The organism is Wolbachia endosymbiont of Wiebesia pumilae (assembly GCF_017869285.1).
GTDB classification, from domain to species: Bacteria; Pseudomonadota; Alphaproteobacteria; order Rickettsiales; family Anaplasmataceae; genus Wolbachia; species Wolbachia pipientis.
Genome location: NZ_CP054557.1, coordinates 1,253,267 through 1,278,697, shown reverse-complemented (window position 1 = coordinate 1,278,697; position 25,431 = coordinate 1,253,267). Strand labels below are relative to the sequence as shown.

Annotated in this window: 22 protein-coding genes, 2 tRNA genes and 3 pseudogenes; 10 read left to right on the top strand and 17 right to left on the bottom strand. The window is 35.6% G+C overall.

The window, feature by feature from the left end:
* Positions 1-5: 5 nt before the first annotated feature.
* Positions 6-640: pseudogene (locus HUB92_RS07340) on the top strand (IS3 family transposase); the annotation flags it as partial.
* 46 nt (positions 641-686) lie between these two features.
* Here the strand turns inward: HUB92_RS07340 and HUB92_RS06660 are convergent.
* The 4 genes and pseudogenes from HUB92_RS06660 to HUB92_RS06650 form a co-directional block, all read right to left on the bottom strand.
* Positions 687-1,065, bottom strand: a pseudogene (locus HUB92_RS06660) (IS4-like element ISWosp8 family transposase); the annotation flags it as partial.
* A gap of 221 nt (positions 1,066-1,286) precedes the next feature.
* Complete coding sequence (locus tag HUB92_RS06880) at positions 1,287-1,499, bottom strand: type 1 glutamine amidotransferase family protein (RefSeq protein ID WP_244663067.1); 213 nt, start codon at positions 1,497-1,499, stop codon at positions 1,287-1,289.
* 80 nt (positions 1,500-1,579) lie between these two features.
* Positions 1,580-1,726 carry a hypothetical protein gene (locus HUB92_RS06875; RefSeq protein WP_244663066.1) on the bottom strand — a complete coding sequence of 49 codons (147 nt, stop codon included), beginning with the start codon at positions 1,724-1,726 and terminating at the stop codon, positions 1,580-1,582.
* Between the two features lie 638 nt (positions 1,727-2,364).
* Positions 2,365-2,437 (bottom strand) — tRNA-Phe (locus HUB92_RS06650).
* A 79-nt stretch (positions 2,438-2,516) separates the two neighbouring features.
* Here HUB92_RS06650 and coaD point away from each other — a divergent pair.
* On the top strand, positions 2,517-3,023 hold the full coding sequence (coaD, locus tag HUB92_RS06645; RefSeq protein WP_006279325.1) for a pantetheine-phosphate adenylyltransferase: 507 nt from the start codon (positions 2,517-2,519) through the stop codon (positions 3,021-3,023).
* Between the two features lie 68 nt (positions 3,024-3,091).
* Positions 3,092-3,283 (top strand): zinc-finger domain-containing protein, encoded by a 192-nt coding sequence (locus HUB92_RS06640; RefSeq protein ID WP_209472782.1) that lies wholly within the window; start codon positions 3,092-3,094, stop codon positions 3,281-3,283.
* Positions 3,284-3,299: 16 nt separating this feature from the next.
* Here HUB92_RS06640 and HUB92_RS06635 read toward each other — a convergent pair.
* The 7 genes and pseudogenes from HUB92_RS06635 to rpsB all read right to left on the bottom strand — a co-directional run bounded on the left by HUB92_RS06635 (position 3,300) and on the right by rpsB (position 7,894).
* A pseudogene (locus HUB92_RS06635) lies at positions 3,300-3,925 on the bottom strand (phosphatidate cytidylyltransferase).
* Entirely contained in the window at positions 3,915-4,610 is a 696-nt protein-coding gene (gene uppS, locus HUB92_RS06630) for a polyprenyl diphosphate synthase (protein ID WP_006279327.1), read from the bottom strand. The pseudogene HUB92_RS06635 and the gene uppS overlap by 11 nt, the downstream one beginning before the upstream one ends.
* A 6-nt stretch (positions 4,611-4,616) precedes the next feature.
* Positions 4,617-4,880: a hypothetical protein gene (locus HUB92_RS06870; protein WP_010962657.1), complete on the bottom strand. Its 264-nt coding sequence runs from the start codon at positions 4,878-4,880 to the stop codon at positions 4,617-4,619.
* A gap of 5 nt (positions 4,881-4,885) precedes the next feature.
* Positions 4,886-5,443 carry a ribosome recycling factor gene (frr, locus tag HUB92_RS06620; RefSeq protein ID WP_209472780.1) on the bottom strand — a complete coding sequence of 186 codons (558 nt, stop codon included), beginning with the start codon at positions 5,441-5,443 and terminating at the stop codon, positions 4,886-4,888.
* Positions 5,444-5,450: 7 nt separating this feature from the next.
* Positions 5,451-6,188, bottom strand: coding sequence for a UMP kinase (pyrH, locus tag HUB92_RS06615; protein ID WP_369800793.1), 738 nt, complete (start codon positions 6,186-6,188; stop codon positions 5,451-5,453).
* A gap of 16 nt (positions 6,189-6,204) precedes the next feature.
* Positions 6,205-7,065 carry a translation elongation factor Ts gene (tsf, locus tag HUB92_RS06610; RefSeq protein WP_070356839.1) on the bottom strand — a complete coding sequence of 287 codons (861 nt, stop codon included), beginning with the start codon at positions 7,063-7,065 and terminating at the stop codon, positions 6,205-6,207.
* Positions 7,046-7,894: a 30S ribosomal protein S2 gene (gene rpsB / locus HUB92_RS06605; RefSeq protein WP_010962661.1), complete on the bottom strand. Its 849-nt coding sequence runs from the start codon at positions 7,892-7,894 to the stop codon at positions 7,046-7,048. The genes tsf and rpsB overlap by 20 nt, the downstream gene beginning before the upstream one ends.
* A 191-nt stretch (positions 7,895-8,085) precedes the next feature.
* On the opposite strand from rpsB, the gene HUB92_RS06600 reads away from it, so the two are divergent.
* The 5 genes from HUB92_RS06600 to HUB92_RS06580 all read left to right on the top strand — a co-directional run bounded on the left by HUB92_RS06600 (position 8,086) and on the right by HUB92_RS06580 (position 12,959).
* Positions 8,086-8,162, top strand: a tRNA-Asp gene (locus HUB92_RS06600).
* A gap of 137 nt (positions 8,163-8,299) precedes the next feature.
* A complete protein-coding gene (gene yajC, locus HUB92_RS06595) occupies positions 8,300-8,671 on the top strand; it encodes a preprotein translocase subunit YajC (RefSeq protein ID WP_010081840.1) in 372 nt (123 codons plus the stop codon).
* Between the two features lie 80 nt (positions 8,672-8,751).
* The gene (gene glmS / locus HUB92_RS06590) at positions 8,752-10,572 is read left to right on the top strand and encodes a glutamine--fructose-6-phosphate transaminase (isomerizing) (RefSeq protein ID WP_209472778.1); all 1,821 of its coding nucleotides are present in this window, start codon (positions 8,752-8,754) and stop codon (positions 10,570-10,572) included.
* 307 nt (positions 10,573-10,879) lie between these two features.
* Complete coding sequence (locus tag HUB92_RS06585; protein ID WP_015589057.1) at positions 10,880-11,812, top strand: Rpn family recombination-promoting nuclease/putative transposase; 933 nt, start codon at positions 10,880-10,882, stop codon at positions 11,810-11,812.
* A 314-nt stretch (positions 11,813-12,126) separates the two neighbouring features.
* Positions 12,127-12,959 (top strand): IS5-like element ISWpi1 family transposase gene (locus HUB92_RS06580; RefSeq protein WP_209472412.1). Its coding sequence is split into 2 segments (ribosomal slippage): positions 12,127-12,496 and positions 12,496-12,959, totalling 834 coding nucleotides; the frame shifts between segments, so codons are not numbered across the junction.
* 174 nt (positions 12,960-13,133) lie between these two features.
* On the opposite strand, the gene murB is transcribed toward HUB92_RS06580, so the two are convergent.
* Complete coding sequence (murB, locus tag HUB92_RS06575) at positions 13,134-14,021, bottom strand: UDP-N-acetylmuramate dehydrogenase (protein WP_209472776.1); 888 nt, start codon at positions 14,019-14,021, stop codon at positions 13,134-13,136.
* Positions 14,012-14,890 carry a hydroxymethylbilane synthase gene (hemC, locus tag HUB92_RS06570; protein WP_010962666.1) on the bottom strand — a complete coding sequence of 293 codons (879 nt, stop codon included), beginning with the start codon at positions 14,888-14,890 and terminating at the stop codon, positions 14,012-14,014. The genes murB and hemC overlap by 10 nt, the downstream gene beginning before the upstream one ends.
* An 892-nt stretch (positions 14,891-15,782) precedes the next feature.
* On the opposite strand from hemC, the gene odhB reads away from it, so the two are divergent.
* Positions 15,783-16,955 (top strand): 2-oxoglutarate dehydrogenase complex dihydrolipoyllysine-residue succinyltransferase, encoded by a 1,173-nt coding sequence (gene odhB, locus HUB92_RS06565; RefSeq protein ID WP_010962667.1) that lies wholly within the window; start codon positions 15,783-15,785, stop codon positions 16,953-16,955.
* 38 nt (positions 16,956-16,993) lie between these two features.
* Here the strand turns inward: odhB and HUB92_RS06560 are convergent, their stop codons facing one another.
* The 3 genes from HUB92_RS06560 to HUB92_RS06550 are packed head-to-tail and all read right to left on the bottom strand — an operon-like array spanning position 16,994 to position 21,249.
* On the bottom strand, positions 16,994-18,592 hold the full coding sequence (locus tag HUB92_RS06560; protein WP_209472774.1) for a tetratricopeptide repeat protein: 1,599 nt from the start codon (positions 18,590-18,592) through the stop codon (positions 16,994-16,996).
* On the bottom strand, positions 18,580-20,046 hold the full coding sequence (locus HUB92_RS06555; RefSeq protein ID WP_209472772.1) for a tetratricopeptide repeat protein: 1,467 nt from the start codon (positions 20,044-20,046) through the stop codon (positions 18,580-18,582). The genes HUB92_RS06560 and HUB92_RS06555 overlap by 13 nt, the downstream gene beginning before the upstream one ends.
* Before the next feature lie 9 nt (positions 20,047-20,055).
* Positions 20,056-21,249: a hypothetical protein gene (locus HUB92_RS06550; RefSeq protein ID WP_209472770.1), complete on the bottom strand. Its 1,194-nt coding sequence runs from the start codon at positions 21,247-21,249 to the stop codon at positions 20,056-20,058.
* Positions 21,250-21,468: 219 nt separating this feature from the next.
* On the opposite strand from HUB92_RS06550, the gene secA reads away from it, so the two are divergent.
* A complete protein-coding gene (secA, locus tag HUB92_RS06545; RefSeq protein ID WP_244663065.1) occupies positions 21,469-24,129 on the top strand; it encodes a preprotein translocase subunit SecA in 2,661 nt (886 codons plus the stop codon).
* A gap of 9 nt (positions 24,130-24,138) precedes the next feature.
* On the opposite strand, the gene HUB92_RS06540 is transcribed toward secA, so the two are convergent.
* Positions 24,139-25,248 (bottom strand): ankyrin repeat domain-containing protein, encoded by a 1,110-nt coding sequence (locus HUB92_RS06540; RefSeq protein WP_209472768.1) that lies wholly within the window; start codon positions 25,246-25,248, stop codon positions 24,139-24,141.
* Between the last annotated feature and the right edge of the window lie 183 nt (positions 25,249-25,431).

Genomic DNA, 25,431 nt, shown 5'->3' with positions numbered 1-25,431 from the left:
AGATAGGAGCTCCTAAAATTCATGCTGAATTGAAGGCTTTGGGTAAAAGTTGCAACTTAAAAACAGTGCAAAGTATTATGCAGAAAAATGGTATTCAGGCTATATTGAGAAGAAAATTTAAAATTAAGAAACAACAAACGGACAGTAGCTCCCAATATATTAGACCAAAACTTTATTGTCGATCAACCAAATAAAGTATGGGATTACTTATATAAAAACCAAAGAAGGATGGCTATATTTGGCAACAATAATCGATCTATATTCACGCATGGTAGTTAATGAGCAGTTCAATAAATAAACAATTGGTTATGGACTCTTTATTAATGGCCGTTAACAAGCGTAAACCTGCCAAAAATCTACTATTACATAGTGATCAAGGTTCACAATATACTTCGCAAGGTTATCAATATCTCTTATCCATAAAAAACATAGATGAGTCATAAAGGTTGTTGTTACGACAATTCTGTTGTGGAAAGCTTCTTTAGCTCATTGAAAAGAGAAATACTTATTGATACTTCACAACACTCTGCTCAACAAACTAGAACTGCAATATTTGAATACATAGAAATTTTTTATAACAAACAACGTCACTATTAACTATTGCATTCCTGAGCATTTTGATTCATCATTCTCTTTGTGAAAAACATTCCAAACTTTCTCTCCACTTTTTCTGGGTAAGGTCAGTTTCCATTTGGTTCAAACTCGGATACAATTTCCCCAGAGCTGGGTAATCTCATACCAGAACCATCTGCTGCAATAAGTCTATAGCCTCTCCAACTCAGGTTCATCCTGATAGGCTGTTTGGATGCTTAAATTCTTGAAAGCCTGTATGGCAAATCTTATACCTTGCTTTAGAAAAAGCTTGCTTTGAGGGTACATGTCAATGGCTCCATAAGTTCACATTCTATTCCCAAACTTTTTTTAACTAACTTTAAAATCATAGAAAATACTGTCGAAAAAGGAAGTTTTCTTGTTCGTGTAAAACTCAACACAATGGATTTTCTGAAAAGTTTTCGAGTATATTGCATTTTTAATTTGTAAGATAAGATCTTTTCCTTTTTGCATGCCTCACCTAAAAAAGACACATTTTAAACTTTTTTGTTGCAATAAAATAGAAACAAAAGTGCTGTCCCTTGCACTCTTTGGATAATTTAATGATAAAAAATTTGGAGAGAAATTTTATACACTATCGCTGATATTTTTCCTTAAGTTGACGCCATTGCCTGAACGGATACATGACAAATCTATCGTTTATCAAATCGTCGGTAAGCCTAAAGCTATAGCCATTAAGCACGATAAAGAAAATCATTCATAATCGCTATAGCAACTAGTGTAGACACTTGACGTTCCTTGTGATTTGATAAATAGAGGTTTTTATCTGACTTCACAACAAGGGCTTCTGGATGACTTTGAAAGTGAACATTACCATGCTTATCTTCAATAGCCTCTATTACCCCCTCACTGGAAAATGCTGCAACTTTATATCCAAGTGACTCCAATTTCTTCTATTTTCTGGGTGTATTACTTACTGCTCCTGAATGAGCATCTGGAAAATATGTTGAAAAACCAGCCATTTTCATTAGGTAGTAGGAATTTGGCTTACTACTTCTGCTAAACGACTATTTGGAACGATCTTTATCTGCTGGAGAGGTACATCCTCTTTCTGTGGATTAGGTGCTGATTTTAAATGAGATCTTCGTTTCTCTTCATCACTCACAACACTCACTACTTCAATTCCCTTGCATTCATTATGCCTTCACATATGCCAAGTAAATGAATTGCAGGGTTATCATCAACTATTTTTACAATTGCTTCAGTAACAAGCTGGCGATAAGGAGTGGGTGCTGAGTGTAAATTATCCGGAATAAATATTCTATTTATTTGTGCTCTTTAACAAACTTTGCAACTTCAACTTTTATTCGGTCTAATGTTAGCTTCTTTGCCAATGTTTCATCTTGTTTTGCGAGATTAAGTGACTCTGTCTGAATTTTTTTAAGGCTAATTATCTTATTATATCAATCAGTACAGTCTTAACCACAAAGTTATTAAACATCTCATAGATATTTGAGATAGCCCAAGTTCATGTGCTTCTTCCGTTTTCAACAAACCAACAACTACGTCATTATTTACTTGTATTTTCTGCCGTCAAGACAGTTGACGCTGGTTCTTCTTTTCTGGTTACATGTTGAGATGCCGGTTTTCACTAACGCCAGCATAAAGTATATTGCTTAATAATAGAACTATAATTAATAGATATTAAATAGTTTATATAATATTTATATACTATGACTTGCCTCCCTAATATTATATTACGATAAAGAGTATTTTATAACAAAAAGGGCAAGTTTGCCAAGGAAAGAGAAGTGGCCTGAGCAGGAATCGAACCAGCGACACAAGGATTTTCAGTCCTTTGCTCTACCAACTGAGCTATCAGGCCAACTGTATACTTTTATTTTTAGATAAAAAATGTTATTATGTCTATCAAAAGTTTTTAAAGTAGTTTATAAAAATAAAGGATGAACATTAATGACAAAATAGGAATCTACCCTGGCACATTTGACCCTATAACTTTTGGGCATCTTGACATAATCAAAAGAGCGTGTAAACTAGTCGATAAATTAATAATAGGAGTTGCAGAAAACGTTAATAAGCATACTGCCTTTGACACAAAGCTACGCACAAGCATGGCTGAAAATGAAATCAAAGGGCTAGGAATTGATGCAGATGTTATATCTTTTAATGGGTTGCTAGTGAAGTTTGCCAAAGAGCAGAATGCTTCTGTTATTATTAGGGGATTAAGAGCAGTATCGGATTTTGATTACGAGTTTCAAATGAGCTGGGTAAATTATAAACTTCTTCCTGAAATCGAAACCATATTTCTTCCTGCTTCTGAAGATACTCAATTTATCTCATCAAGCTTTGTAAAGGAAATAGCAAGATTAGGAGAAGATGTTAGCAAATTTGTATCAAAAGGTGTTCAAAACGAATTGATTAACCTGAATAGGATAAAAAATGGAGAATAGTGCTTGTTGTTTTTTATTTCTGAATGGGTATATTCAATATATAAAATGTTATAAGCTAAAGGAGCAGCATGTCAAAAGTGAGGGTTAATAATAGAAAAGTTTGTTGTTATGGTGATGAGAATGATGAGGGTTCCGGCCATCCATTAATATATTTAGATATGGGAGAAGAAGAGGAAATAGCCTGCCCTTATTGTGAAAAGACGTTTGTCCATGACTGCACTGTAGAAGCGGTTGGGGAGCTGACTAGGGATGAGCTCTAATGGCACTTCTGCAGACTTAGCTTATGTAAATAGCAATAAGAGGGGCAGTAAAAATGAAACTGTCCATACGGTCGAGCACTCCCCCATGGCCAGGTATCATATTTCCACTATCTTTAACACCGTAAGCTCTTTTAACAAGCGACTCAGTGAAATCGCCAAGTTGCGCTAGAATAGCAATTGCAAGGCCAATGATTGGAGAATAAAAATTGAAAATAGACCAAAAAATATTGATCCAAAAATTGTGCACACTACTCCAGCTAAAATCGCACCAAGAAGTCCTGCCCAAGTTTTTCCAGGGCTAATAATTGGGCAAATTTTAGCTCCACCAAAATTCTTGCCAAACAGGTAGGCAGTAACGTCAATTCCCCAAATGGTTAAGACGAACCATACTAATGCGTATTTTCCCTGTGGTAGATTATATAAATATATTAATGAGGCACTTGGTAGTGCAATCAATAATAATGCAAAAACGTATAAAATTTTGTTTCCCTGGGTTAGATTATACCATTCAAAAGAAGATAAAACTGCTATCGAAAAAATCAATAGGTAAAACGATAAATCACTGAAATATGTAGCAAAAGAAAATATGAATAATATTACTATTGAGGACAATATTCTAACTATAAAATTATTATCTACCATATTTCTTCTCTCTTTTTGTATAATCTTCTAATGCTTTGCTCAAATCTTGACAAGAAAAATCAGGCCACAAAGTATCACAAAAATACAATTCAGCATAAGCTGCTTGCCATAATAAAAAGTTGCTTAACCTTTTTTCGCCACCAGTGCGAATTAATAAATCCAATTTTGGCAAATCTTTAGTATATAGAAACTTTTCAAATTCCTCTTCTGATACATAAGCAATATTTTCTTTTATAATATTGCTTATAGCTTGTGTAATTTCTTGCTTTGCTCCGTAACTGACTGCCACAGTGAGTAATAAACCATCGTTCTTATGTGTCATTTCTTCTGCTTTTTTAATTTGATCCAATATTTTACTGGGTAACAGACTTAAATTGCCAATAAAATTCAACTTAATGTTACAATTGTAAATGAAATTGACTTTATCTTCATTAGTTAAAACGGAGTAAAATAAATCAAATAGACAGTCAGTTTCGTTTTTAGGTCTAAGCCAATTCTCCATAGAGAATGCATACAAAGTTAAGTAGGGTATAGTTAAGTCCGTACAATACTTGGCAATATCGTATGCAACTTCACTGCCCTTTTTATAACCATCAATTTTTACCCTTCCTTGATTGTTCGCCCATCTACCATTACCATCCATAATAATTGCTAAATGTTTCGGTAAAGATTCTTGATTCAACATTTAAATTTAACCTAATTTTGACTTGAGTGAAATTTTTTGGATTTCAATGGACACCTGGAAGGTGTCAGCTACTTGCATGACAGGAAGAGAGTTACTGTAGTGACACCAATAGTTGATACTTGAATGCAAAATTGGTGTCATCCCAGTGCTCCGACACTGGGATCCAGGAAATTTGATTTCAAACAAGTGCATCAGATAGTTGTATAGTAAAGACTGGATTCCAGTGTCAAACACTGGAATGACATCATTTGCTATGTAAGCTTTCTCCATATCATTTAGTGATTCAGTATATCCTTTTCTTTGATGGACAATTCACCATCAATCTTTTTTATATTATCATCAGTAATATTTTGTATTTCCTTCTTAGCACCATGAAAATCATCTTCTGAGATTTCTTTATTTTCCTTCATTTTTTCTGTTTCTTCCATAATATCTCTACGTATATTTCTAATGGCAATCCGTGCATTTTCAGCAAACTGATGCAATAATTTCACTAATTTTTTACGGGTTTCTTGTGTCAAGTCCGGAAGAGCTATACGTATGGTGCTACCCTCGACAACAGGATTTAAATTCAGGTTAGCATTTAATATAGCGTTTTTCACTTCACCTACAACACTAATGTCCCAAACTTTAATTGATAGGGTTTTGTTATCTATAACCGAAACGCCTGCAACTTGATTTAACTTTTGATGCCCACCATAGATGTTTACAACTATACCATCAAGCAAAGATGCACTAGCTCTACCAGTGCGTACGCCTTTAATATCATCATGAAAGGACTGAATAGTTTTTAGCATTCTTTCTTTTGTTTTAGCTTTTATTTCATTTAACATAAATTACCTACTGTTTACAATCTGAAACTATAGTATAAGTACCTTGACCCTTAATAATATTGACTATTTTTTCTCCCTTCAAAGAAAAAACTATAATTGGAATAGAATTCTCACGAGCAAGTGAAATTGCTGATGCATCCATAACTTTTAAATCACGAGTCAATAAATCCGTGTAAGAAAGCCTATCATACATTACAGCATCCTCATTTTTTTTCGGATCAGCGGAGTATACACCATTTACTTGCGTACCCTTTAGAATAACATCACAATTCATTTCAACAGCACGTAAGGCTGCAGCTGTATCTGTAGTAAAAAATGGGTTGCCTGTGCCTGCTGCAAAAATTACCACTCTACCTTTTTCTAAATGACGAATAGCTTTCCTTCTGATGTAAGGTTCGCATACAGTGGCCATGGGTATTGCAGATAATACCCTAGAAGCTACTAAATTTTTTTCTAAAAAGTTTTGTAAAATTAAAGCATTGATTATAGTTGCAAGCATTCCAATATAATCACTGCTTGCTCTTTCACAACCACTTAAAGACGCAGATGTGCCACGAAAGATATTACCACCACCAACAACAATACATACCTGAACTCCAAGATTACAAACTTCAACTATGCCTTTAGATAACTCACCTATAGTCTCCATATCGTGACCAAATTGCTTTGATCCCATCAAAGCCTCACCAGAGATTTTAAATAACACCCTGGAATATTTTATTTCGCTTTTTTCATTTGTTGAAATAAACATTTTTTGCTATTTAATCTGCATCACCCAAAACAAGTAACTTGTAATTAGAGAGTTTAACAGCACTCAACTCGCTTGATTTTATAAAATCAGAAATCTTCATCTTATCATCCTTTATAAATTTTTGCTCCAGTAAAACAACTTCTTCATAGTACTTAGCCATTCGTCCATCTACTATTTTTTTTGCTACTTCTTCAGGTTTATTTAAGCTCCTCACTTGCTCTTCAATTATAGAACGTTCGTTGTTCAACTTCATTTGATCTAAATCATCTATAGACAAAGCTTCAGGCTTCATAGCAACTACATGCATAGCTATTTGTTTCCCAATCTCTTGTAGCTTCGCCTTATCACCAGATGATTGCAATGCAATTAAAGCACCAATCTTACCTAAGCCACACACATCACCATGTACGTAGCCAGCAATAACTCCATCCTTAGCTTCTAAGTAACAAAGCTTGCTTAACTCTAGCTTCTCACCAAGAACTGACGTACCATTCATAATAGCTTCCTGCACTGTGCCAATGCTTTCATACTTGGCATTTTTTAACTCATCAACGCTAGTACAGCGTTCTTGATGAGCAATTGATGCTAAATTTAAAACTAACTCTATAAATTTCTCATTCCTTGCGACAAAATCGGTTTCGCAATTGAGTTCAATCAATACACCACAATTTTCAGTCAAACACATAGCAACGAGCCCATCTGAAGCTACTCTATCAGATTTTTTGTCAGCTTTAGCAAGACCTATTGTACGTAACTTATCAACGGCTTTCTTAATGTCACCATCACATTCTTCTAATGCTTTTTTACAGTCACTTAAGCCAAGCCCTGTTCTATCACGTAATTCTCTTATATCATCTGGATTCATCTTCATTTGTTACTACCTCCCTTTCTTCTTCTTTGTAAACTTTACTACGTCTCCTTTTAGTTTGCACAATACCATCTTCTTTTTCTTGAATAAACTCATCACCCCTTATATCATCAATCTTAACTCCAGATTTTGCTAGACTAGACTCTATTCCAGCTAATATAGAGTCGGTAGCTAATTTACAATAGAGCTCTATTGATTTTCTTGAGTCATCATTTCCAGGTATTAGATAAGTAATACCATCTGGATCAGAATTAGTATCAAGTATTGCAACTATTGGAATTCCTAACTTCTTAGCCTCCTTAACCGCTATATGCTCTTTATTAGTATCAATGATGAATAAGATATCAGGAATTGCTCCCATTTCTCTAATACCGCCAAGCGCCTTATCAAGCTTTTGCTTTTTCTTTTCAATGTTTCCCAATTCTTTCTTTGTTAAAATGCTATCCTCGTCATTTAATATTTTCTCATATTGCATCAAGGTTTTTATCGAAGAAGAAACAGTGCCCCAATTAGTAAGCATACCACCAAGCCAACGATGATTCACATAATATTGACCACAACGAATCGCTTCACTTGCAATAATATCAAAAGCTTGAAACTTTGTACCAACAAATAGAATGCGACCACCTTGAAATGCAACGTCATATAAAGCCTTCATGGCCACCTGTAGCAATGGTAGTGTTTTTCGCAAATCAATTATATGTATACGATTTTCTTGATGCACTCCATATATGTATGGAGCCATTTTTGCGTTCCAGCGACTAATTTTGTGACCAAAATGTACACCAGATTCAGCTAAATCACGCACAGTGACTTTAGGCAAATTTGTCATATATCATTCCTCCAAATAGTTTATCTTCCATGGCATAACCCTAATGGGACTACTTGTATAAGCCATGTGTGAAATTAAATTATTTACATAGTAATAGAAAAGACAGCAAAGCGCAAACAAAAAATATTGACAAAGGGCAACATGTTTATTAGCTTTAAAGTTGAAGCCCGAAAATGCTAAAAAGAAATTAGGGGGGTGTAGCTCAGTTGGTTAGAGCGCATGCCTGTCACGCATGAGGTCGTGAGTTCAAGTCTCATCACTCCCGCCATATTAGTTTTAGCATAACTTAGAATTCGCAGTATTATTGCCGGTATTGAGAAACGCCTTCACCAAACTTGACATGGCATGGTATTGTAATTAATACTTAAATAGGTTTGTTTTTATCATTAACAATTAGGATTAAATATGCTCATTTCTGAAGTTTTTGCAGCAGATGCAACTAGCAATACATCAAGTATCGGCGCATCTTTTGCTAGTTTTATTCCACTGATTTTAATATTTGTGGTATTTTATTTTCTCATTATTCGCCCGCAACAAAAAAAACTAAAAGAACATAGAAAGATGATAGATCAAATAAAACGTGGTGATACAGTCATTACTTCTGGTGGAATAATAGGTGAAGTTAATAAAGTTGATGAGGCAAATGCACAATTTATAATAGAAATAGCACCAAAAGTTGAGATAAAAGTTCTAAAGTCCGCTATATCTGAGGTTTTAAGCAAAGAAACTCAAAAAGTAGCAGCTAAACCAATTAAAAAGGTAAAATCGAAAGAATGATAAAAAGAATATAAATCAACCAGTAATAAAGGCAAAAATGCTTAACATGTTTAGAAAAAAGTTTGTTTGGTGATCCATTTGTGTGCGGAATATTTGGTGTAGTAAGTAGCGGTGATTCAGTAATACCAACCTTACTAACTGGGTTACAAAAATTGGAATATAGGGGATATGATTCCTCAGGTATAGCAATCATAAATAATGAAGGCGAGATAGAAGTCAAAAAATCAGAAGGTAAAGTCGAAAGGTTATGTGAAGTTGTTGATGACAGCAAGATGTCTCACAGTACAGTTGGTATAGCACATACTCGCTGGGCTACACATGGAGTCCCAGGCCTTAAAAATGCTCACCCCATTCGTACAAATAATGTTGTTGTTGCTCATAACGGCATAATTGAGAATTACAATCTGCTAAAAAAGGGTCTAGAAGAAAGGGGCATGTCATTCCATACTGACACTGACACAGAGATCATACCAAACATGCTAACCTTATATCTTGATGAAGGATTGTCGCCAATTGATTCTCTATTTAAGTGTTTAAACAACTTACATGGCTCATTTGCCTTGGTCTTATTATTTGCAGAATATCCAGACGCCTTATTTGTTGCGAAGAGAAATTTGCCTTTAGCAATAGGCTATAACTGTAACACAGTGTTTGCTGCATCTGACTCTAATGCTTTAAGTGCATTTGTGGAAAGAATATCGCATTTGGAAGATGATGACATTGCAGTGATAAAATCTAGTGGAGTTAGTATATACAACAATGGTACACAAGTTAAACGCAGTATAGAAAATAGTAGTCTAAGTGATTTTCTAATTAGCAAAAATGGTTACCCTAGCTTCATGTTAAAAGAGATTTTTGAGCAACCGCGTGCATTAAACAAAACAATAAATCAATTTTACAAGCAATATAAAGAGGTAATATTTGCTAACAAAAAATTGTTTTCTGAGCTGAGTTACATTACTATAGTTGGATGCGGGTCATCTTATTTTGCTGGGCTAATAGCAAAGTATTGGCTGGAAAATGTCGCTCAAGTTCGAGTATATCTAGAAATCTCATCAGAATTTAGGTATAGCAACGTCAAGCTGGAAGAAGGCAGCATTGGGTTATTTATCTCTCAATCTGGTGAAACTGCAGATACCATAGAAGCGCTGCGTTATGCAAAATCACAGAAGCAAACAATCATTAGTATAACTAATACATTTAGCAGCAGCATTGAAAAGATCTCAGATATTGTGTTACATACTCTTGCTGGGCCAGAAATTGGTGTTGCTTCAACAAAAACCTTTTCTGCGCAACTTGCAACTTTAGCATGCTTTGCCGTGGAGCTTGGGAAAATAAAAGGTGTACTGGGTGGAGAAAGAATAAAACAGCTAAGCAACGCTATTAACTCTATTCCCGAGTATGTTGAGCACGTTTTGAATGTGATGAAAATACAACATATATCGGGCAGTATATTAGAACACAATAACGTTATTTTAATCGGCAGAGGAAGTTCATACGGAGTTGCAATGGAAGGCGCATTGAAAATAAAAGAGCTTTCATATATCAATACAACTGGTATTGCAGCGGGAGAAATGAAGCATGGTTCTATTGCTTTAATAGACTCTACTGTGCTTGTTATAGCAATTATCCCTTATGATGATTTATTCTTTAAAACGCTATCTAATATACAAGAGATTATTGCAAGAAAAGGCAAAGTAATTGCCTTCAGTGATAAACAAGGAGCGCCATTCCTAAGGGGAGTTTGCGCAGATGTGGTGCAACTTCCAGACACTGATAATTTTATCTCTCCAATCATCTACAGTGTTGCTATGCAATTCCTTGCTTACTTTACTGCAGCAAAAAAAGGGTTAGATGCAGATTGTCCAAGAAATTTAGCTAAGTCTGTCACGGTTGAGTAGTTCATTTAAAGTTAAAGCTAAACTTCTAATTAAGGTAACCAGACTGCATTCTGTGATTTTTAGCAAAACACGATACACAATCGTCATTCCGCTACTTGTTAGCGGAATCTATGCCGAGATACCGCGGCGGTATGACGGTTCGCGGTGGTATGACGGTTAAGTAATTCGTCATCCCGCTGCTTGTTAGCGGGATCTAGAGATACCGCGGCGGTATGACGGTTCGCGGCGGCATAGCTATCTTCAAAAATATGGTTGAATAATTGTTAATAATAGTGTATAATTATTAATATTTTTAAGCACTTTGGCTATGGCTTTATCTAAGTTTCTCGACCCTAAGCTGGATTTAACCTTCAAAAAAATATTTGGCACTGAAAAAAATAAGAATATTCTCATACATTTTTTGAATGATATTTTAGGGTTTACCGAGATAAATACTATACAAGAAGTGGAATTCCTCAGTACTATAATGGATCCTGAAATTGCCTCTGATAAGCAAAGTATAGTTGATGTTCTTTGCAGGGACTCTAGTGGGGCTAGGTATGTGATTGAAATGCAGCTCACTCGCGATAAAGGCTTCGAAAAACGAGCTCAACTATATGCTGCTAAGGCTTACTCAAGGCAAGCTGATAAATCTGGTAAGTACATTGATTTAAAGAAGGTTTTCTTTATTGCTATCTCTAATTGTAATTTATTTCCTGATAAGCTTGATTATATATCCAGCCACACTATAAGAGATGAGAAAACCAATGAGCATGACTTAAAAGATTTTCAATTTGTATTTATTGAACTACCTAAATTTCCTAAGAATAAGGAAGAACAGCTAGAAAGCATAGTGGATCGTTGGTTATTTTTCTTCAAATATGCAGATGAAACTACGGAAGAAGACTTAAGGAAAATAGCAGAAAAAGCACCAATAATAAAGTTAGCCTACGATGAATTAGACAGGTTTAGCTGGAATGAAAAAGATTTAGTAGCTTATGAAGAAAGAATAATGGATCTACGGAAAGAAGAAGCCATTCTTGAATACAGACTTGACCTTGCTACTGAAAAAGGCATCCAAATTGGCGAAGAAAGAGGCATCAAAATCGGTAAAGAGGAAGGGAAAATTGAAGGAAAAATCGAAGGAAAAATCGAAGTCGCAAAAGCAATGCTGGCTAACAATGTTGATGTCAACACTATTGTCAAATTTACTGGCCTTTCTATTAGTGAGATTGAAGAATTAAGTGTGAACGGTTACTAATTAAGAACTTTAATTATCAATCATAAATCACTGAATTTCGCTAGTAAATTTGTTGCCATTGTCCATATTGCACAATTGTATATAAGATATAGTATAACAATAGTGTCCGTTCAGCTAATACCAATTCCCACTGCACAATAAACGGATAGATAACAATGGAAAAAAAGCCATACTATTGCCTTTCTTTCTCACTCCACAATTAAATAACTCTACAATATCGCTTATTTGATTCACTAATAATGAGAATTGGTATAAGAGGTTGTCCGGAAACAAGTAAAAGGCTATAATATCTGAAATTTTAGTACGGGGTAAGGATGAGAAAAAAGTATCCAACAGATCTAAGCGAAAGGGAATGGGCAAGAATAGAAAAACACTTCAGAGTATCATACAAGAAAGGAGGAAGGCCGCCAAAGTATAGCAAAAAAGAAATATTAGAAGCAATTTTCTATGTATTGCGTACAGGGTGTCAATGGCGGTATTTACCAAATGATTTTCCGCTATGGAAGACTGTGTATGAGCAGTTCAGGCAATGGAAGAAGCAGGGAATTTTTGAGAAAATGAATTATGAAATTACAAAATATAGTAGAAGAAAAATAGGAAGGAATGAGCAGCCGAGTGCCTGTATAGTAGATAGTCAATCTGTAAAGACTACAGAAAAGGGGGGATCAAAGGCTATGATGGAAGTAAAAAAGTAAAGGGTAGAAAAAGGCATATAATTACAGACACTCAGGGTTTTATACTAGGTTGTTACGTAGGCGCTGCTAACGAAAATGATAGAGATGGTATTAAAATAGCATTAAACAATATGAGAACAAAATATACTAAAGTTAAAAAAATGTGGGCTGACATGGGATACCAAGGAAGAAATTTAAAGAATCACATAAAGGAAGAATATGACATAGATATTGAAATTGTTAAAAGGCCTCCATGTAGATTTTGGGTGCACAAAGATACGCCACCTGAGCTACTACCAACAAGAGAACAAGGGTTTAAAGTACAGCCAAGAAGATGGGTTGTAGAAAGGACTTTTGCTTGGGTTAATAGGAATAGAAGGCTATCGAAGGAGTATGATTTACTCACAACATCCACTGAGAATTTCATATACCTAGCTATGAGTAGGGTTATGTTAAAGAGGGAATATGCTTGAATTTACTAGTTTCCGGACAACCTCTAACTTTGCTATTTTTCTCTCTAGATTCTTGCAAAGTTCTACAAGATTAACCACATTACCTCACGGTTTCTCTATGATTATTTTTTTAGATTACTTGTTTACCTTATTTGCCGTTCTCCTGAACGAATATACATAAGCTATAAAAACTATCTAATAGCTACCCAAAACCCTTATTTCCCACTCAAGTTCAACATTAAATTTATCCTTTACTGCATCTTTTACTTTGTTGCCAAGGTTTTCCAAGTCAGATGCAGTTGCATTATCGTAATTGAGCAAGAAGTTACAATGTTTCTTAGAGATTCTAGCTCCACCAATATTTAACCCTAGGCAGCCAGATTTATCAATTAACTCCCATGCTCGGTAGTTTTTTGGATTTTTGAATATGCACCCAGCAGTTTTTCCTCTTATTGGCTGGCTTTTATTTTTCCTCTCAATAACTTCCTTTAACCTTTGCAGTATAAGCTCATACTCTGAGTTTACTCCTTTAAACTCAGCTTCAACAAAAATCCAATTTCCTTTTAGGCTATGTCCACGGTAAAAATACCCCATTTCTTCGTTGGAGAACTCATATAGGTTTCCATCCTCTAGATTCACTGCTTTTATGGATTGTACAACACTTGCGATATCACTACCATATGCACCTGCATTCATTTCTATTCCGCCACCAACTGTTCCTGGAATTCCAACTAGAAACTCCAACCCACTAATCTGCTGATTTCCCGCAAAGTGAGCAAGGTTGCTGAGCAGCACAGCTCCCCCAGCTACAATAGAGTTGTTACCCTTACTTTTAATATATGCAAACTCCTTACCTAATTTTACTGTTATTCCTCGAATGCCACTATCTCGCACTATTATGTTGGATGTTGCACCAATAACGCTAACTGGCAGTTCAGTATTTTTAATCAAGTATGTTAAATCTTCAATATCACATGGTTTAAATAATACATCAGCTCGTCCACCAACATTTAACCACGTCGCTTTAGACATTAAGACATCATAACGATAGATTCCACGTACTTTAGGTAAGCTTATAAGCATTTTGATTTCAACTCTAATCCTGCATCCATACCCATTTTCTCCGCATCTTCTATAAATGAAGTGCGCTCAGTGAAGTATATATTTTTTCCACTTGCTAACATACAACGAAGGTGTAGCATATTTTCGCTCACATATTCAGCCAAAGCTGCAAGTGGTGTAAAACATGAACCATTCACTGTCTTCATAAAACTGCGCTCTGATTTCACTCCTATAAAAGACATATTATTATTAATTTTCTCTAAAAGATCGATAATTTTTACATCATTCCTTCTACATTGAATACAAACCGCCCCCTGCCCCACTGCACTTAACATAACTTTTGGTGGCAATACCTCTGTAATCAAGTGATGTTTTTCTAATCTTATGAGTCCTGCTTCAGCTAGAATTATTCCATCAAAACTTTGATTTTGCAATCTGGTTGTTACATTTCCACGTAGCGGTACTATATTTAAATCTGGTCTAACATTTAACAACTGAACTTTTCTTCTTATTGAAGAAGTGGCAATAGTAGCCTGCTGTGGCAAAGACTCAAGGCTATTGTGTTTATGAGAAATAAACGCATCGCATGAACTTAGCCTTTCTAAAACACAAGGAATTGTTAAACCCCCTGAGAAAAACGCAGGCATATCTTTTAGCGAATGAACTGCCATATCTATATTATTTTCGAGCAATTCAGTCTCAATTTCTTTAATGAATAATCCTTTGCCTCCTATTTCAGCAAGATTTGCGTTTGCATACTTATCTCCAGAAGTTTTTATTTTAACAATTTCAATAGATAAGTTAGGAAAAGAATCCAGCAACTTTTGTTTTGCTTCCAAAGCCTGGGCAACTGCAAGCTTGCTTCCTCTGGTACCTATTTTGACTAGCATGTGTACGATTGTTTGTCTGATGTCATTCAAGTAGCTGACTACTTGGATCCAGTTTAATTCATTATATAAACCTTTGCATTTATTGTACTTTAACTTAAAACCAAAAGCAACTTTGACTTTACAAAATAATAACCTTTTATATGCATAAATAAGCTTACTGGATTCTAGTACTTGCATGACAAGGTATAAACCTTATCGTCATACCACCGCGAACCGTCATACCGTCACGGTATCTCTAGATCCCGCTAACAAGCAGCGGGATGACGGTTGTCGTTTAGCTATAAATATTAAAAAATTTACCAAGCGAAAAAAAAGGCAAAAGAAGCCCCGTGGTGGTTGGCTATTTACTATGTACTAAAATATCGGCGTTTTTTTTATTCTAAAACGCTTGATTAAGAGCGATTTAGCTGCTTTTAACTTGCAACTAACCTACATCGCAAGTGTTTAAGAAATTTACTAAGCAGGAAAAAAGGCAAAGAAACCCCGTAGTAGCTAGCATTCAAATTCTCCCTTGTCAATTTGACGTTTTTTGCTGTCTTAAACGCTTTGTAAGCGCGTTTCGGCTTATATAGGTAAAAACCTAAAAATTTTTAAAGACATGCGATGCACGTAGTGCGAAAAATTAAACATGAGACGCCAAATACCCTAAGTTTTTTGTCATTAACCTGCACAGATTGCGAAGATAAATAAATAGCTTCAGTTTCATGATAGGGGGGATGGCAAAGCTTGTCAAGGAATTTTTATGGCCTAGCGTCACGTGCTGGAATGACATTTGGGAATATGTTATCCGTTTGTCACTTCTAAATGATAAGAGCCTCAATGAATTTATTAGTTTATTACATGTCTCTTTTCATGTATAAATCTATAGAAAGTTTTATACGGAAGTTGTTTTATGAGCAAAATTATAGAAATCAGAGCACCAAAAACTCTTGGTGGTGAATCAGTTACAGAAGGTATAGTAAAAATAAAGAAGGGTATTGGAGAAGCAGTAAAAGTAGATGACTTGATCTTTGAAATTGAAACTGACAAAACAGCACTCGAATTAACTGCAGAAGCTTCAGGGCAAATAACTGAATTTCTTATAAAAGAAGATGATGTAATAAGTCCTGATCAATTGTTAGCGAAGCTTTCCATGGGAGAAGTAAAAGAGGAAGCGAGAAAAGAAGATAAAAGCGAAAGTGCTGCTAAAAAAGATGCTCCATCAGCTCGTAAAATTATGGAAGAAAATGCAATCAGTGCAGAAAGCGTCAAAGGAACTGGCATGGGAGGCAGAATAACAAAAGCAGATGTGATAGGCCATATGAACAAAGCTGAACAACCTGCAATAAAACAATATGAATTGCCAAAAAGTGTAGTAAATGGAGAGCAAAGAGAGGAACGAGTAAAAATGAGCAAAATAAGGCAAGTAATTGCCGCTCGTTTGAAAGCATCGCAAAATACTGCTGCAATACTGACCACGTTCAATGAAATTGACATGAAGAATGTCATGGATCTAAGAGCAAAATATAAGGACGCCTTTGAAAAAAAATATGGAATAAAACTTGGTTTTATGTCGTTTTTTATAAAGGCAGCGGTGCAAGCATTGAAAGAAATTGCTGAAATTAACGCTGAAATCTCAGGCGATGAAATCATATATAAACATTACTATGACGTAGGTGTTGCTGTTGGCACCGATAAAGGTCTTGTTGTACCAGTTATTCGGGGTGCCGATCAGATGTCATTTGCAGAAATTGAGTTGACTTTAGTTGCTCTTGGCAAAAAAGCTCGTGAGGGTAAATTACAAGTATCAGAAATGGAAGGTGCAACATTTACCATCTCAAACGGTGGAGTATACGGTTCACTTCTTTCCACTCCGATAATAAACCCTCCGCAATCTGGAATACTTGGAATGCATTCAATACAAAACAGGCCAGTTGCTGTTGGTAATGCAGTAGAAATCAGACCTATGATGTACATTGCTCTCTCTTACGATCACAGAATAGTTGACGGCAAAGGAGCAGTAACTTTCCTCGTTAAAATAAAAAATTATATAGAAGATCCAAATAGATTAGTTTTGGAAGTGTAGCTCAAATGAATTGTTGTTAATCCAGTATTGCTAAAAACCTAAATGTCATCTAGTTCTGCCAGCAGTTTAGCAACTTCCGGATGATCAGGGCCATAATGTTTCTCAAAAATAGGCAAGGCCTGTTCAAGCAATTCCTCTTGTTTCTTGTGATCGCCCAAAGCGCCATAGGCAATACCAAGATTTGCCAGTAGTTTGGCAACTTGAACATGACCAGAGCCATAATGTTTCTCAAAAATAGGTAAAGCTCGTTCAAACAACTCTTTTGCTTTCTGATGATCGCCAAAAGTGCCATAAACGATACCGAGGGTTGCCAGTAATTTAACAACTTCAAAATGGTCGAGGCCGTAATGTTTCTTTCGAATTGCTAGAGCCTGCTCAAGCAACTCTTTTGCCTTCTGGGGATTACCTAAAACCCTATAAGAATTACCGAGGTTTGCCAGTGTTCTAGCAACTTCAAAATGGTCAGGCCTGTAATGTTTCTTTTTGATTGCTAAAGCCCGTTCAAGTAACTCCTTTTGTTTTTTATAGTCACCTAAATCCACATGAGAGATACCAAGGTTTGTCAGAGTAATAGCGACTTCAAAATAATCGGGGCCATAATGTTTCTCTTGAATTACTAAGGCTCGTTCAAGCAACTCTTTTGCTTTCTGAGGATTACCCAAATCCCTGTAAGCGTTACCTAGATTCACTAGTGTCCTAGCAACTTCGAAATGGTCGGGGCCATAATGTTGTTCATTAATTGCTAAAGCCCGTTCAAGTAACCCCTTCTGTTTCTCGTAGTCATCTAAATCCCCATGAAAGACACCAAGGTTTGTTAGTGTAATAGCAACTTCAAAATAATTGGGGCCATAATGTTTCTCTTGAATTACTAAGGCTCGTTCAAGCAACTCTTTTGCCTTCTGAGGATCACTTAAATTCCTGTAAGCATTACCTAGATTCACTAGTGTCCTAGCAACCTCAAAATGATTAGGTTTATAATATTTCTCTTGAATTACTAAAGCTCGTTCAAGCAACTCTTTTGCCTTTTGAGGATCACCTAAAGTACCATAAACGATACCCAGGTTTGCCAGTGGTTTAACAATTTCAAAATGGTCAGAATCGTAATGTTTCTTAAAGATAACTAAAGCCCGTTCAAACAACTCTTTTGCTTTCTGAGGATCACCTAAAGCATAATGAGCGGTGCCGAGATTTGTTAGTATGGCAGTAACTTCGAAATGGTCAGGGCCATAACGTTTTTCATTAATTGCTAAAGCCCGTTCAAGCAATTCCTTTTGTTTCTTATGATCACCCAAATCCCCATAAGCGATACCGAGGTTTGTTAGTGCTATAGCAATTGTGAAATGATCGGGGCCATAATGTTTCTCAGAAATAGGTAAAGCCCGTTCAAGCAACTCCTTTTTTTTCTTGTGATCACCTAAATCTCCATAAGCATTACCTAGATTTATCAGTGTTTTAACAACTCCAGAATGACCAAAGCTATAATGTTTCTCTTGAATTATTAAAGCTCGTGCAAGCAGCGTTTTTGCTTTCTTGGGATCGCCTAAAACTATGTAAACGCCACCTAAGTTTGTCAGTAGTTTAGCAACTATAAAATGATCAGGGCCATAATGTTTCTCTTGAATTATTAAAGCCCGCACAAGCAACTCCTTTTTTTTTCATGATTACCTGACGCACCATAGGCAATACCAAGATTTGCAAGTGGTATAGCAACTTCAGGATGATCAGGACTGTAGTGTTTCTTAAGGACGGGTAAAGCCCGTTCAAGCAACTCTTTTGCTTTTTGAGGAGTACCTAAAGCCCTATAAGAGTTACCAAGGTTTGCCAGTGTCCTAGCAACTTCGAAATGGTCAGGGCCATAATGTTTCTCTTTAATTGTTAAAGTCCGTTCAAGAAGCTCCTTTTGTTTATCATGATTGCCTAAAGTCCCGTAGGAACTACTTAGGTTTGTCAGTATGGCAGCAACTTCGAAATGGTCAGGGCCATAATGTTTCTCAGAAATAGGTAAAGCCCGTTCAAGCAACGTCTTTTTTTTCTTGTGATCACCTAAATCCCCGCAAGCGATACCGAGGTTTGTCAGTGCCGTGGCGACTATAAAATGATCAGATCCATAATGTTTTCTAAAGATAGGTAAAACCCGTTCAAGCGACTCCTTTTGTCTTCTAGGATTACCCAAGTAATAATATCCATCACTCATTCGTATTAACAAATCCACAAGATAATCCTTCTCTATTGTTTGCTTTTCTAAAGGATTTTTTCCTAGCCAATCATCTATATGTGATAAGAACGTTTCTAAATGTGGTAACAACTGTCGTTTCTTAGCATAATCTTCTAATTTGTCACTGTCGTCAGGGAAGCTTTCTTTTAATAATTGAAAAACGGTTTTTATATCTTTTTTAATTTTTCCACTTTCCTTTGACTTTAGCCTAATTACATCTTGTACTAAACAGTAAATAGAAACACTACTACTCTGCTCATTGGACACTAGCATCGAATATCTCAATAATATACCTAATACTTCTTCAAAAGGTTTTTCTTCAGAATTGTTCTCTACAATCTCAGGAAATATTCTTAACAAATCTTTAGGAATATCATTGTCTAAATATGCACAAGCTACTAACAACTTGCTTGCTAGTTTAGACTCATTACGAATTGCGTCCATTGTAATATCCCAAGTAATAAACACAGGCTCATGGTTAGAATCCTTAGGTAGTGTTTTATGAGATAATAAATAAAGCTTCCTTTCTGCATAAATTTCTAAGTAACGTGAGATAGTCATTTTGTTTTCTTTGATGTAAGCGCAAGCCTGAGCTAATGCCAAAGGTAATCTACCTAACTTTTCTGCCAATATACCTATATTTGGCCTATCGCTTTCTGAAACCTGGCCTAGAATTTTCTTAACATATAATTCTGATTCTGGGGGAGTAAAAACGTCTACACCTATACTCCCTTGTGGCCATTCAGTATTACGAGACGTAACTATTATTTTGCCGCCTTTTGTAGGTCTGAGCTTAGAAATGACTTCATAATTTGATACATTATCATAAATCAACAACCAGCCTTCACGTTTAGAATCTTCTAGCCAGTTTTTCACATAATAAGCTCACTGTGCAATAGAAATGTTGTCTTCATCGTGAATAATATTTAATTTTCTTCCTAAATTAACATATTCACTGAGTAGTTGATCTTCATCTTTTGCATTAAACCAACATATTGCCTTGTATTCTTTCCCATGTTTTTGAATAAAATCTAGCACTGACTGTGTTTTACCTACTCCACCTAACCCGTACAAAGCAGTTAATATAACTGGCTCATTTTTTGTCTTTAGATGATTTACTATTTCTTCATTGAGATATTCTCGTTCAATGAAATTTCCACTAGCTATTTTAGGTGGAATGTTCCACCGTTCAAATAGATCTTCTCTAGGTTTGAGACTATAAAGATGTTCTATAACTTCCCTAAAATAATCGTCTTTTCTTGTTAGATAAGAAACTTTGCTACCCTGTTGTGCCCACCATTTCCCTACCTTGTCATATACACGGACAAAAACTGTATCAATATCTTCTTCCCCTGATATTTTGTATATATTCCCTATTTCTTTCTTAATAATATCATCTAATTTTGAATGATTAGGTTGATCAACTACAAACCTTATTCTAAGTAAAAAATCTTCTATTTCATCGTCACTACCACAACTGAAGTATTTTTTCAGTTCAGTATGATTTTTTATTTTGTAGCACGTTCCTTTTTGACCTTCATAAATATTTAAAGTGTTATCATTTGTTAACTTTGACTCTTCCAGATACTTCTCTAATGTTTCTACGCTTCCTTGTTTCTCTGCACCTTTTTTTAGGTTCACATTGACATTAGTATGAATGACAAGCGTAATATCACTGTTCTTACACTCAGGGTTTTGCTTAATCTCAGGATGAGATTCAAAATATTTGTTTAACCCGAAATCTTCTTTCTGTTGCTTTCTATCATTTCCATCAATAAACAAATCTTCAAAAGTAATATTCTTCGAAGAGCGATGTGTATTGCAGTACTTAGCTTGAACCAAGATAATTCTCGATTTGTTCTTCTGATCTTTATACTCAAAAAAAATATCATCAAAGGCTCCAAAACCTTCTATGTTTGATGCTAACCAAAAGTCAATTTTACTACTTAACCCATGAAGTAGATACAGCATTAATAATTTTACTTCATACTTGCGACCATGATCACCTGTTGATGTGCCATCTCTCTTCTTAAATGTACGATTACTAAGTACTTCAGACTGTTTGTTTTCTACATTCATACCCTACTAAACCTACGAATAACTTCTTTCTATAAAAAATTAAAGTCACCAAGTGCCTAAGATAATGCAACAGATTCTTTAACATTGTAATAACAGTGCCGAACAGGGTCAATTTTGTTTGCTGTCTTAAGCATAAAGATTCCCTGAATCTAATATGTCATTGCTGTAGGCTGCATTTAGTAATATAATCTCATATTAAATAAGACTTTACTTAAGTTTATGCTAGATTCTCCGCTAATTTTGACAGCCATTCTTATATTTTTTATTTTTACGTTGTCATTCTTTTTTATAAGAAAGATATTTGGATCAACAAACAAGAAGATAATAAAATCCTTTAGGAAAATTGTTCAGCAAATAAATGCATTAGAAACAGAAATGCAGAGCTTATCTGATGAGGAGCTTGCTGGTAAAACTGAAGAATTCAATCGAGAATTGAAAAATGGGAAAACGTTAAATGATCTTCTCGTACCTGCATTTGCAGTTGTGCGTGAAGCCTCTCGAAGATTTCTTAACATGAGGCACTTTGATGTTCAACTGATTGGTGGAATGGTGCTCCACAATGGCATGATATCAGAAATGAAAACAGGAGAGGGAAAGACACTCGTTGCAACTTTAGCAGCATATCTAAATTCCTTAGAAGGGAAAGGCGTACATGTCGTAACTGTTAACGACTATCTTGCAAAACGAGACACAGAGTGGATGAGCAAATTATATAATTCTCTTGGGGTTTCTGTTGCGTTTATTACGAATAACTTGACAGACGAAGAGAGGAAAGAGGCTTACAGTGCAGATATCGTGTATTCCACAAATAACGAGCTTGCCTTTGATTACCTGCGAGACAATATGAAATTTTCTCAAGAAGACATGGTTCAGAGAGGCTTTCACTACGGAATAGTTGATGAAGTGGACTCAATACTCATTGATGAAGCTCGCACTCCGCTTATTATTTCTGGCCCGGTTGAGGAAAACAATCAGATATATAAGCATATCAATAAAATAGTAACCAAATTAGTTGACTCCGATTATGAAGTAGATGAAAAAGGTAGAACGGTATTCTTGACTGAAGATGGTATTTCACGAGTGGAGGAACTACTAAGGTCATACAATCTCATTCCTGAAAATTCCTCGCTCTATGATACTGACAGCATGATAATGACTCATTATATAGACCAAGCATTACGTGCATATAAGCTGTTTACTGCTGATAAAGATTATATAGTAAAGGATGGCAAGGTAGTGATTATTGATGAATTTACTGGGCGTATGATGGAGGGCAGAAGATATTCCGATGGTCTTCATCAGGCACTTGAAGCGAAGGAGAATCTTGAAATTCAGCATGAAAACCAAACTTTAGCATCGGTCACATTTCAGAATTACTTTCGTATGTACAATAAACTTTCCGGAATGACGGGAACAGCAGCAACAGAGGCAGAAGAGTTTCGTGATATATACAGATTAAATGTAGTAAAAATTCCAACCAATGTACCTGTAAAAAGAGTTGATATTGATGATGAAATTTACGGTACAGAAAAGGAAAAATTTAATGCTGTGTTGAAGTTTATAGAAGAATGCTACAAACGCCTTCAACCGGTCCTTGTTGGCACGGTGAGCATCGAAAACTCTGAGAAGCTTTCTGCGCTTTTGCAAAGCCATTCTCTTAAGCATTCAGTATTAAATGCTCGTTATCATGAACAAGAGGCGTACATAATAGCGCAAGCTGGAGTGCCAGGTAGTATCACTATAGCAACTAACATGGCAGGACGTGGAACTGATATTCAGCTTGGTGGAAATGCTGAAATGATTGCAAAGGTGGAGCTAAAGAAGATAAAAAATGCTGATGAAAGAGAAAAAAAATACCAAGAAATAGTTGAAAGAGTAAAAAAAGATAAGGAAATTGCTATAAAAGCTGGTGGTTTATGTGTGGTTGGAACCGAAAGACATGAAAGCAGGAGAATAGATGATCAATTACGCGGCCGTTCTGGTCGTCAGGGGGATCCTGGACTTTCTAAGTTCTTTTTATCGCTCGAAGATGACCTAATGAGAATATTTGGCTCTGATAGAATGAGAAGCTTTTTACAAAAAGTAGGGTTAAAGAATAACGAAGCTATTCATCATCCATGGATCAATAAGGCACTCGAGAAAGCGCAAAAGAAAGTTGAAGCTAGAAACTATGACGTGCGGAAATCTCTACTTAAGTTTGATGACGTAATCAATAACCAACGTAAAGTTATTTTTAAGCAGAGAAACAATATCTTAGGCAACGAAATTAATGATATATTTGAAGTGTATAGCGAAGTAAATGAGAGCGTAGTAGAAGGTATAATCCAAAGTGGCTATTACGAAGATTATGTTGAAGATATAGCCAAAGAATTCCATACAAGGTATGGAATAACGCTTGATAAAGAAGACTTGGCAAAGTTTTTGAATAAACAAGAAGCTTTGAATTATATAAATGATAAGATACAAGAATTTTTTACTGAGAAAGAAAAATATTTCAACAGTCAGCACACTACAGATTTGTGGAATACGATCGTGAAGCAAATGATGATAATGACACTTGATCATTTATGGAGGGAACACCTTTCAGTTCTAGAGAGCCTAAGACAAAGCATAAGCTTACGTGCTATGGGGCAGAAAGATCCACTGAATGAATTTAAACGCGAAGCTTTCTTGATGTTTGAGTCAATGCTTGAAAAATGGAAGGAACTCACCATTCACCGCTTAGCACACTTTAAGTTGGCAGACAACCAAGAGATAGGCAATAGGTTACATTCTGCTAGAAATAGCAGACTTCCCAAAGTCTCAAGAAATGACAAATGTCCTTGCAACTCCGGAAAGAAATACAAACACTGCCATGGTGCGGTTACTGTGGTGAACTAATAATTATGGTTATACAGTTTGTTTATTTCCATCAACATTACTGCAGCTAACCTCACTTAGCTTACTGTTTAATGAATGCTCTGATGACTTATATGCAACTCCATAGGTAATACCACCAACTATCAGTACAGATGCTACAGTAATTCCAATTATTGCTAGTGCAGGTAATGCAGTGGCATAGGCAAGTACTAGTGGAACTACAACAGCAGATATAACACCCACAGTAATTCCTGCTGTTATAGCTTTAGGTCTATGGATGCATGATGGATTTGCACCATAATTTAGCAGGAGTTTTGCCATCCTTGGACTAGGTTTGTAAGGTTCATAAAAATTACCTAGTAAAGTTGTGTCACAATCTAGTAGCAGTTTTCCTCCTAACCTTATATTACGGTAACTATAATTAAGAGTAGCATAGTATAAAGGTGCCCTTCCATCCTTGTCTTTTATATTAGCATCTGCACCTTTTTTTAATAGCATTTCTATTGTTTGTATAAGTTCATAACCAATAGCATAATGCAAAGGAGTTTTTCCATCCTCGTCTTTTATATTAACATCTACTCCTCTTTGTAATAAAAGTCCCGCTATCTTTGCTGCACTATCATCCTTCATAGGAGTACATATGTTAGCATTACATGTAGCATAGTGCAAAGCAGTTCCTCCAGATTTATCCTGTAGATTAACATTTGCCACTTTCTCCAATAACATTTGCACTATTTCTATATCTCTTTTGCCAGCAGCTACATGTAAAGGAATCTCTTTATCTTCATCTTGTGCATTAACGTCTGCTCCCTCTTCTAGCAAAACTTCTACTACTTGCGTATACCCATACTGAGCAGAATAATGTAAAGAGGTTTTTTTCCATACATCTTGTACATTAACATTAGCCCCGCTTTTTATTAGGTGTTTTACTACTTTTCCACAACCATTTTTAGCTGCTATAAGTAATAAACCACAATTAAGTACTTCAAATGTGTGATTTATATCAAACTGGTTACTTTCCCACTCACTGTAGATATCTGGAAGCTTCTGCTGTAGTTCATCTTTGATTTTCTCAACTACATTTTCTGCACTCAGGTCTGGACTACTGTTGACTTCTTGTAGTATTAACCTTAATGTCATTTCCTTCTCCAAGATATAAAATTTTATTATGGCATATGGAGTGGATTATGTCAATGAAGAACTAAGAAACTGGTTCTTCTTTTTTTCTATAGCTTTAGGTTTACCTACAATTTGAAAAACAACAAATTCGTCATTCCGCTACTCGTTAGCGCCGCGGCGGTATGATGTAGGGAAACCTTTCTT

Bases quoted from the DNA above. Each gene is read 5' to 3' on its own strand.
- coaD (WP_006279325.1), top strand. From the start codon at position 2,517: ATGAACATTAATGACAAAATAGGAATCTACCCTGGCACATTTGACCCT.
- HUB92_RS06640 (WP_209472782.1), top strand. From the start codon at position 3,092: ATGTCAAAAGTGAGGGTTAATAATAGAAAAGTTTGTTGTTATGGTGAT.
- uppS (WP_006279327.1), bottom strand. From the start codon at position 4,610: ATGTTGAATCAAGAATCTTTACCGAAACATTTAGCAATTATTATGGAT.
- HUB92_RS06870 (WP_010962657.1), bottom strand. From the start codon at position 4,880: ATGGAGAAAGCTTACATAGCAAATGATGTCATTCCAGTGTTTGACACT.
- frr (WP_209472780.1), bottom strand. From the start codon at position 5,443: ATGTTAAATGAAATAAAAGCTAAAACAAAAGAAAGAATGCTAAAAACT.
- tsf (WP_070356839.1), bottom strand. From the start codon at position 7,065: ATGAAGATGAATCCAGATGATATAAGAGAATTACGTGATAGAACAGGG.
- rpsB (WP_010962661.1), bottom strand. From the start codon at position 7,894: ATGACAAATTTGCCTAAAGTCACTGTGCGTGATTTAGCTGAATCTGGT.
- yajC (WP_010081840.1), top strand. From the start codon at position 8,300: ATGCTCATTTCTGAAGTTTTTGCAGCAGATGCAACTAGCAATACATCA.
- HUB92_RS06585 (WP_015589057.1), top strand. From the start codon at position 10,880: ATGGCTTTATCTAAGTTTCTCGACCCTAAGCTGGATTTAACCTTCAAA.
- murB (WP_209472776.1), bottom strand. From the start codon at position 14,021: ATGCTTATAAGCTTACCTAAAGTACGTGGAATCTATCGTTATGATGTC.
- hemC (WP_010962666.1), bottom strand. From the start codon at position 14,890: ATGCTAGTCAAAATAGGTACCAGAGGAAGCAAGCTTGCAGTTGCCCAG.
- odhB (WP_010962667.1), top strand. From the start codon at position 15,783: ATGAGCAAAATTATAGAAATCAGAGCACCAAAAACTCTTGGTGGTGAA.
- HUB92_RS06550 (WP_209472770.1), bottom strand. From the start codon at position 21,249: ATGAATGTAGAAAACAAACAGTCTGAAGTACTTAGTAATCGTACATTT.
- secA (WP_244663065.1), top strand. From the start codon at position 21,469: ATGCTAGATTCTCCGCTAATTTTGACAGCCATTCTTATATTTTTTATT.
- HUB92_RS06540 (WP_209472768.1), bottom strand. From the start codon at position 25,248: ATGACATTAAGGTTAATACTACAAGAAGTCAACAGTAGTCCAGACCTG.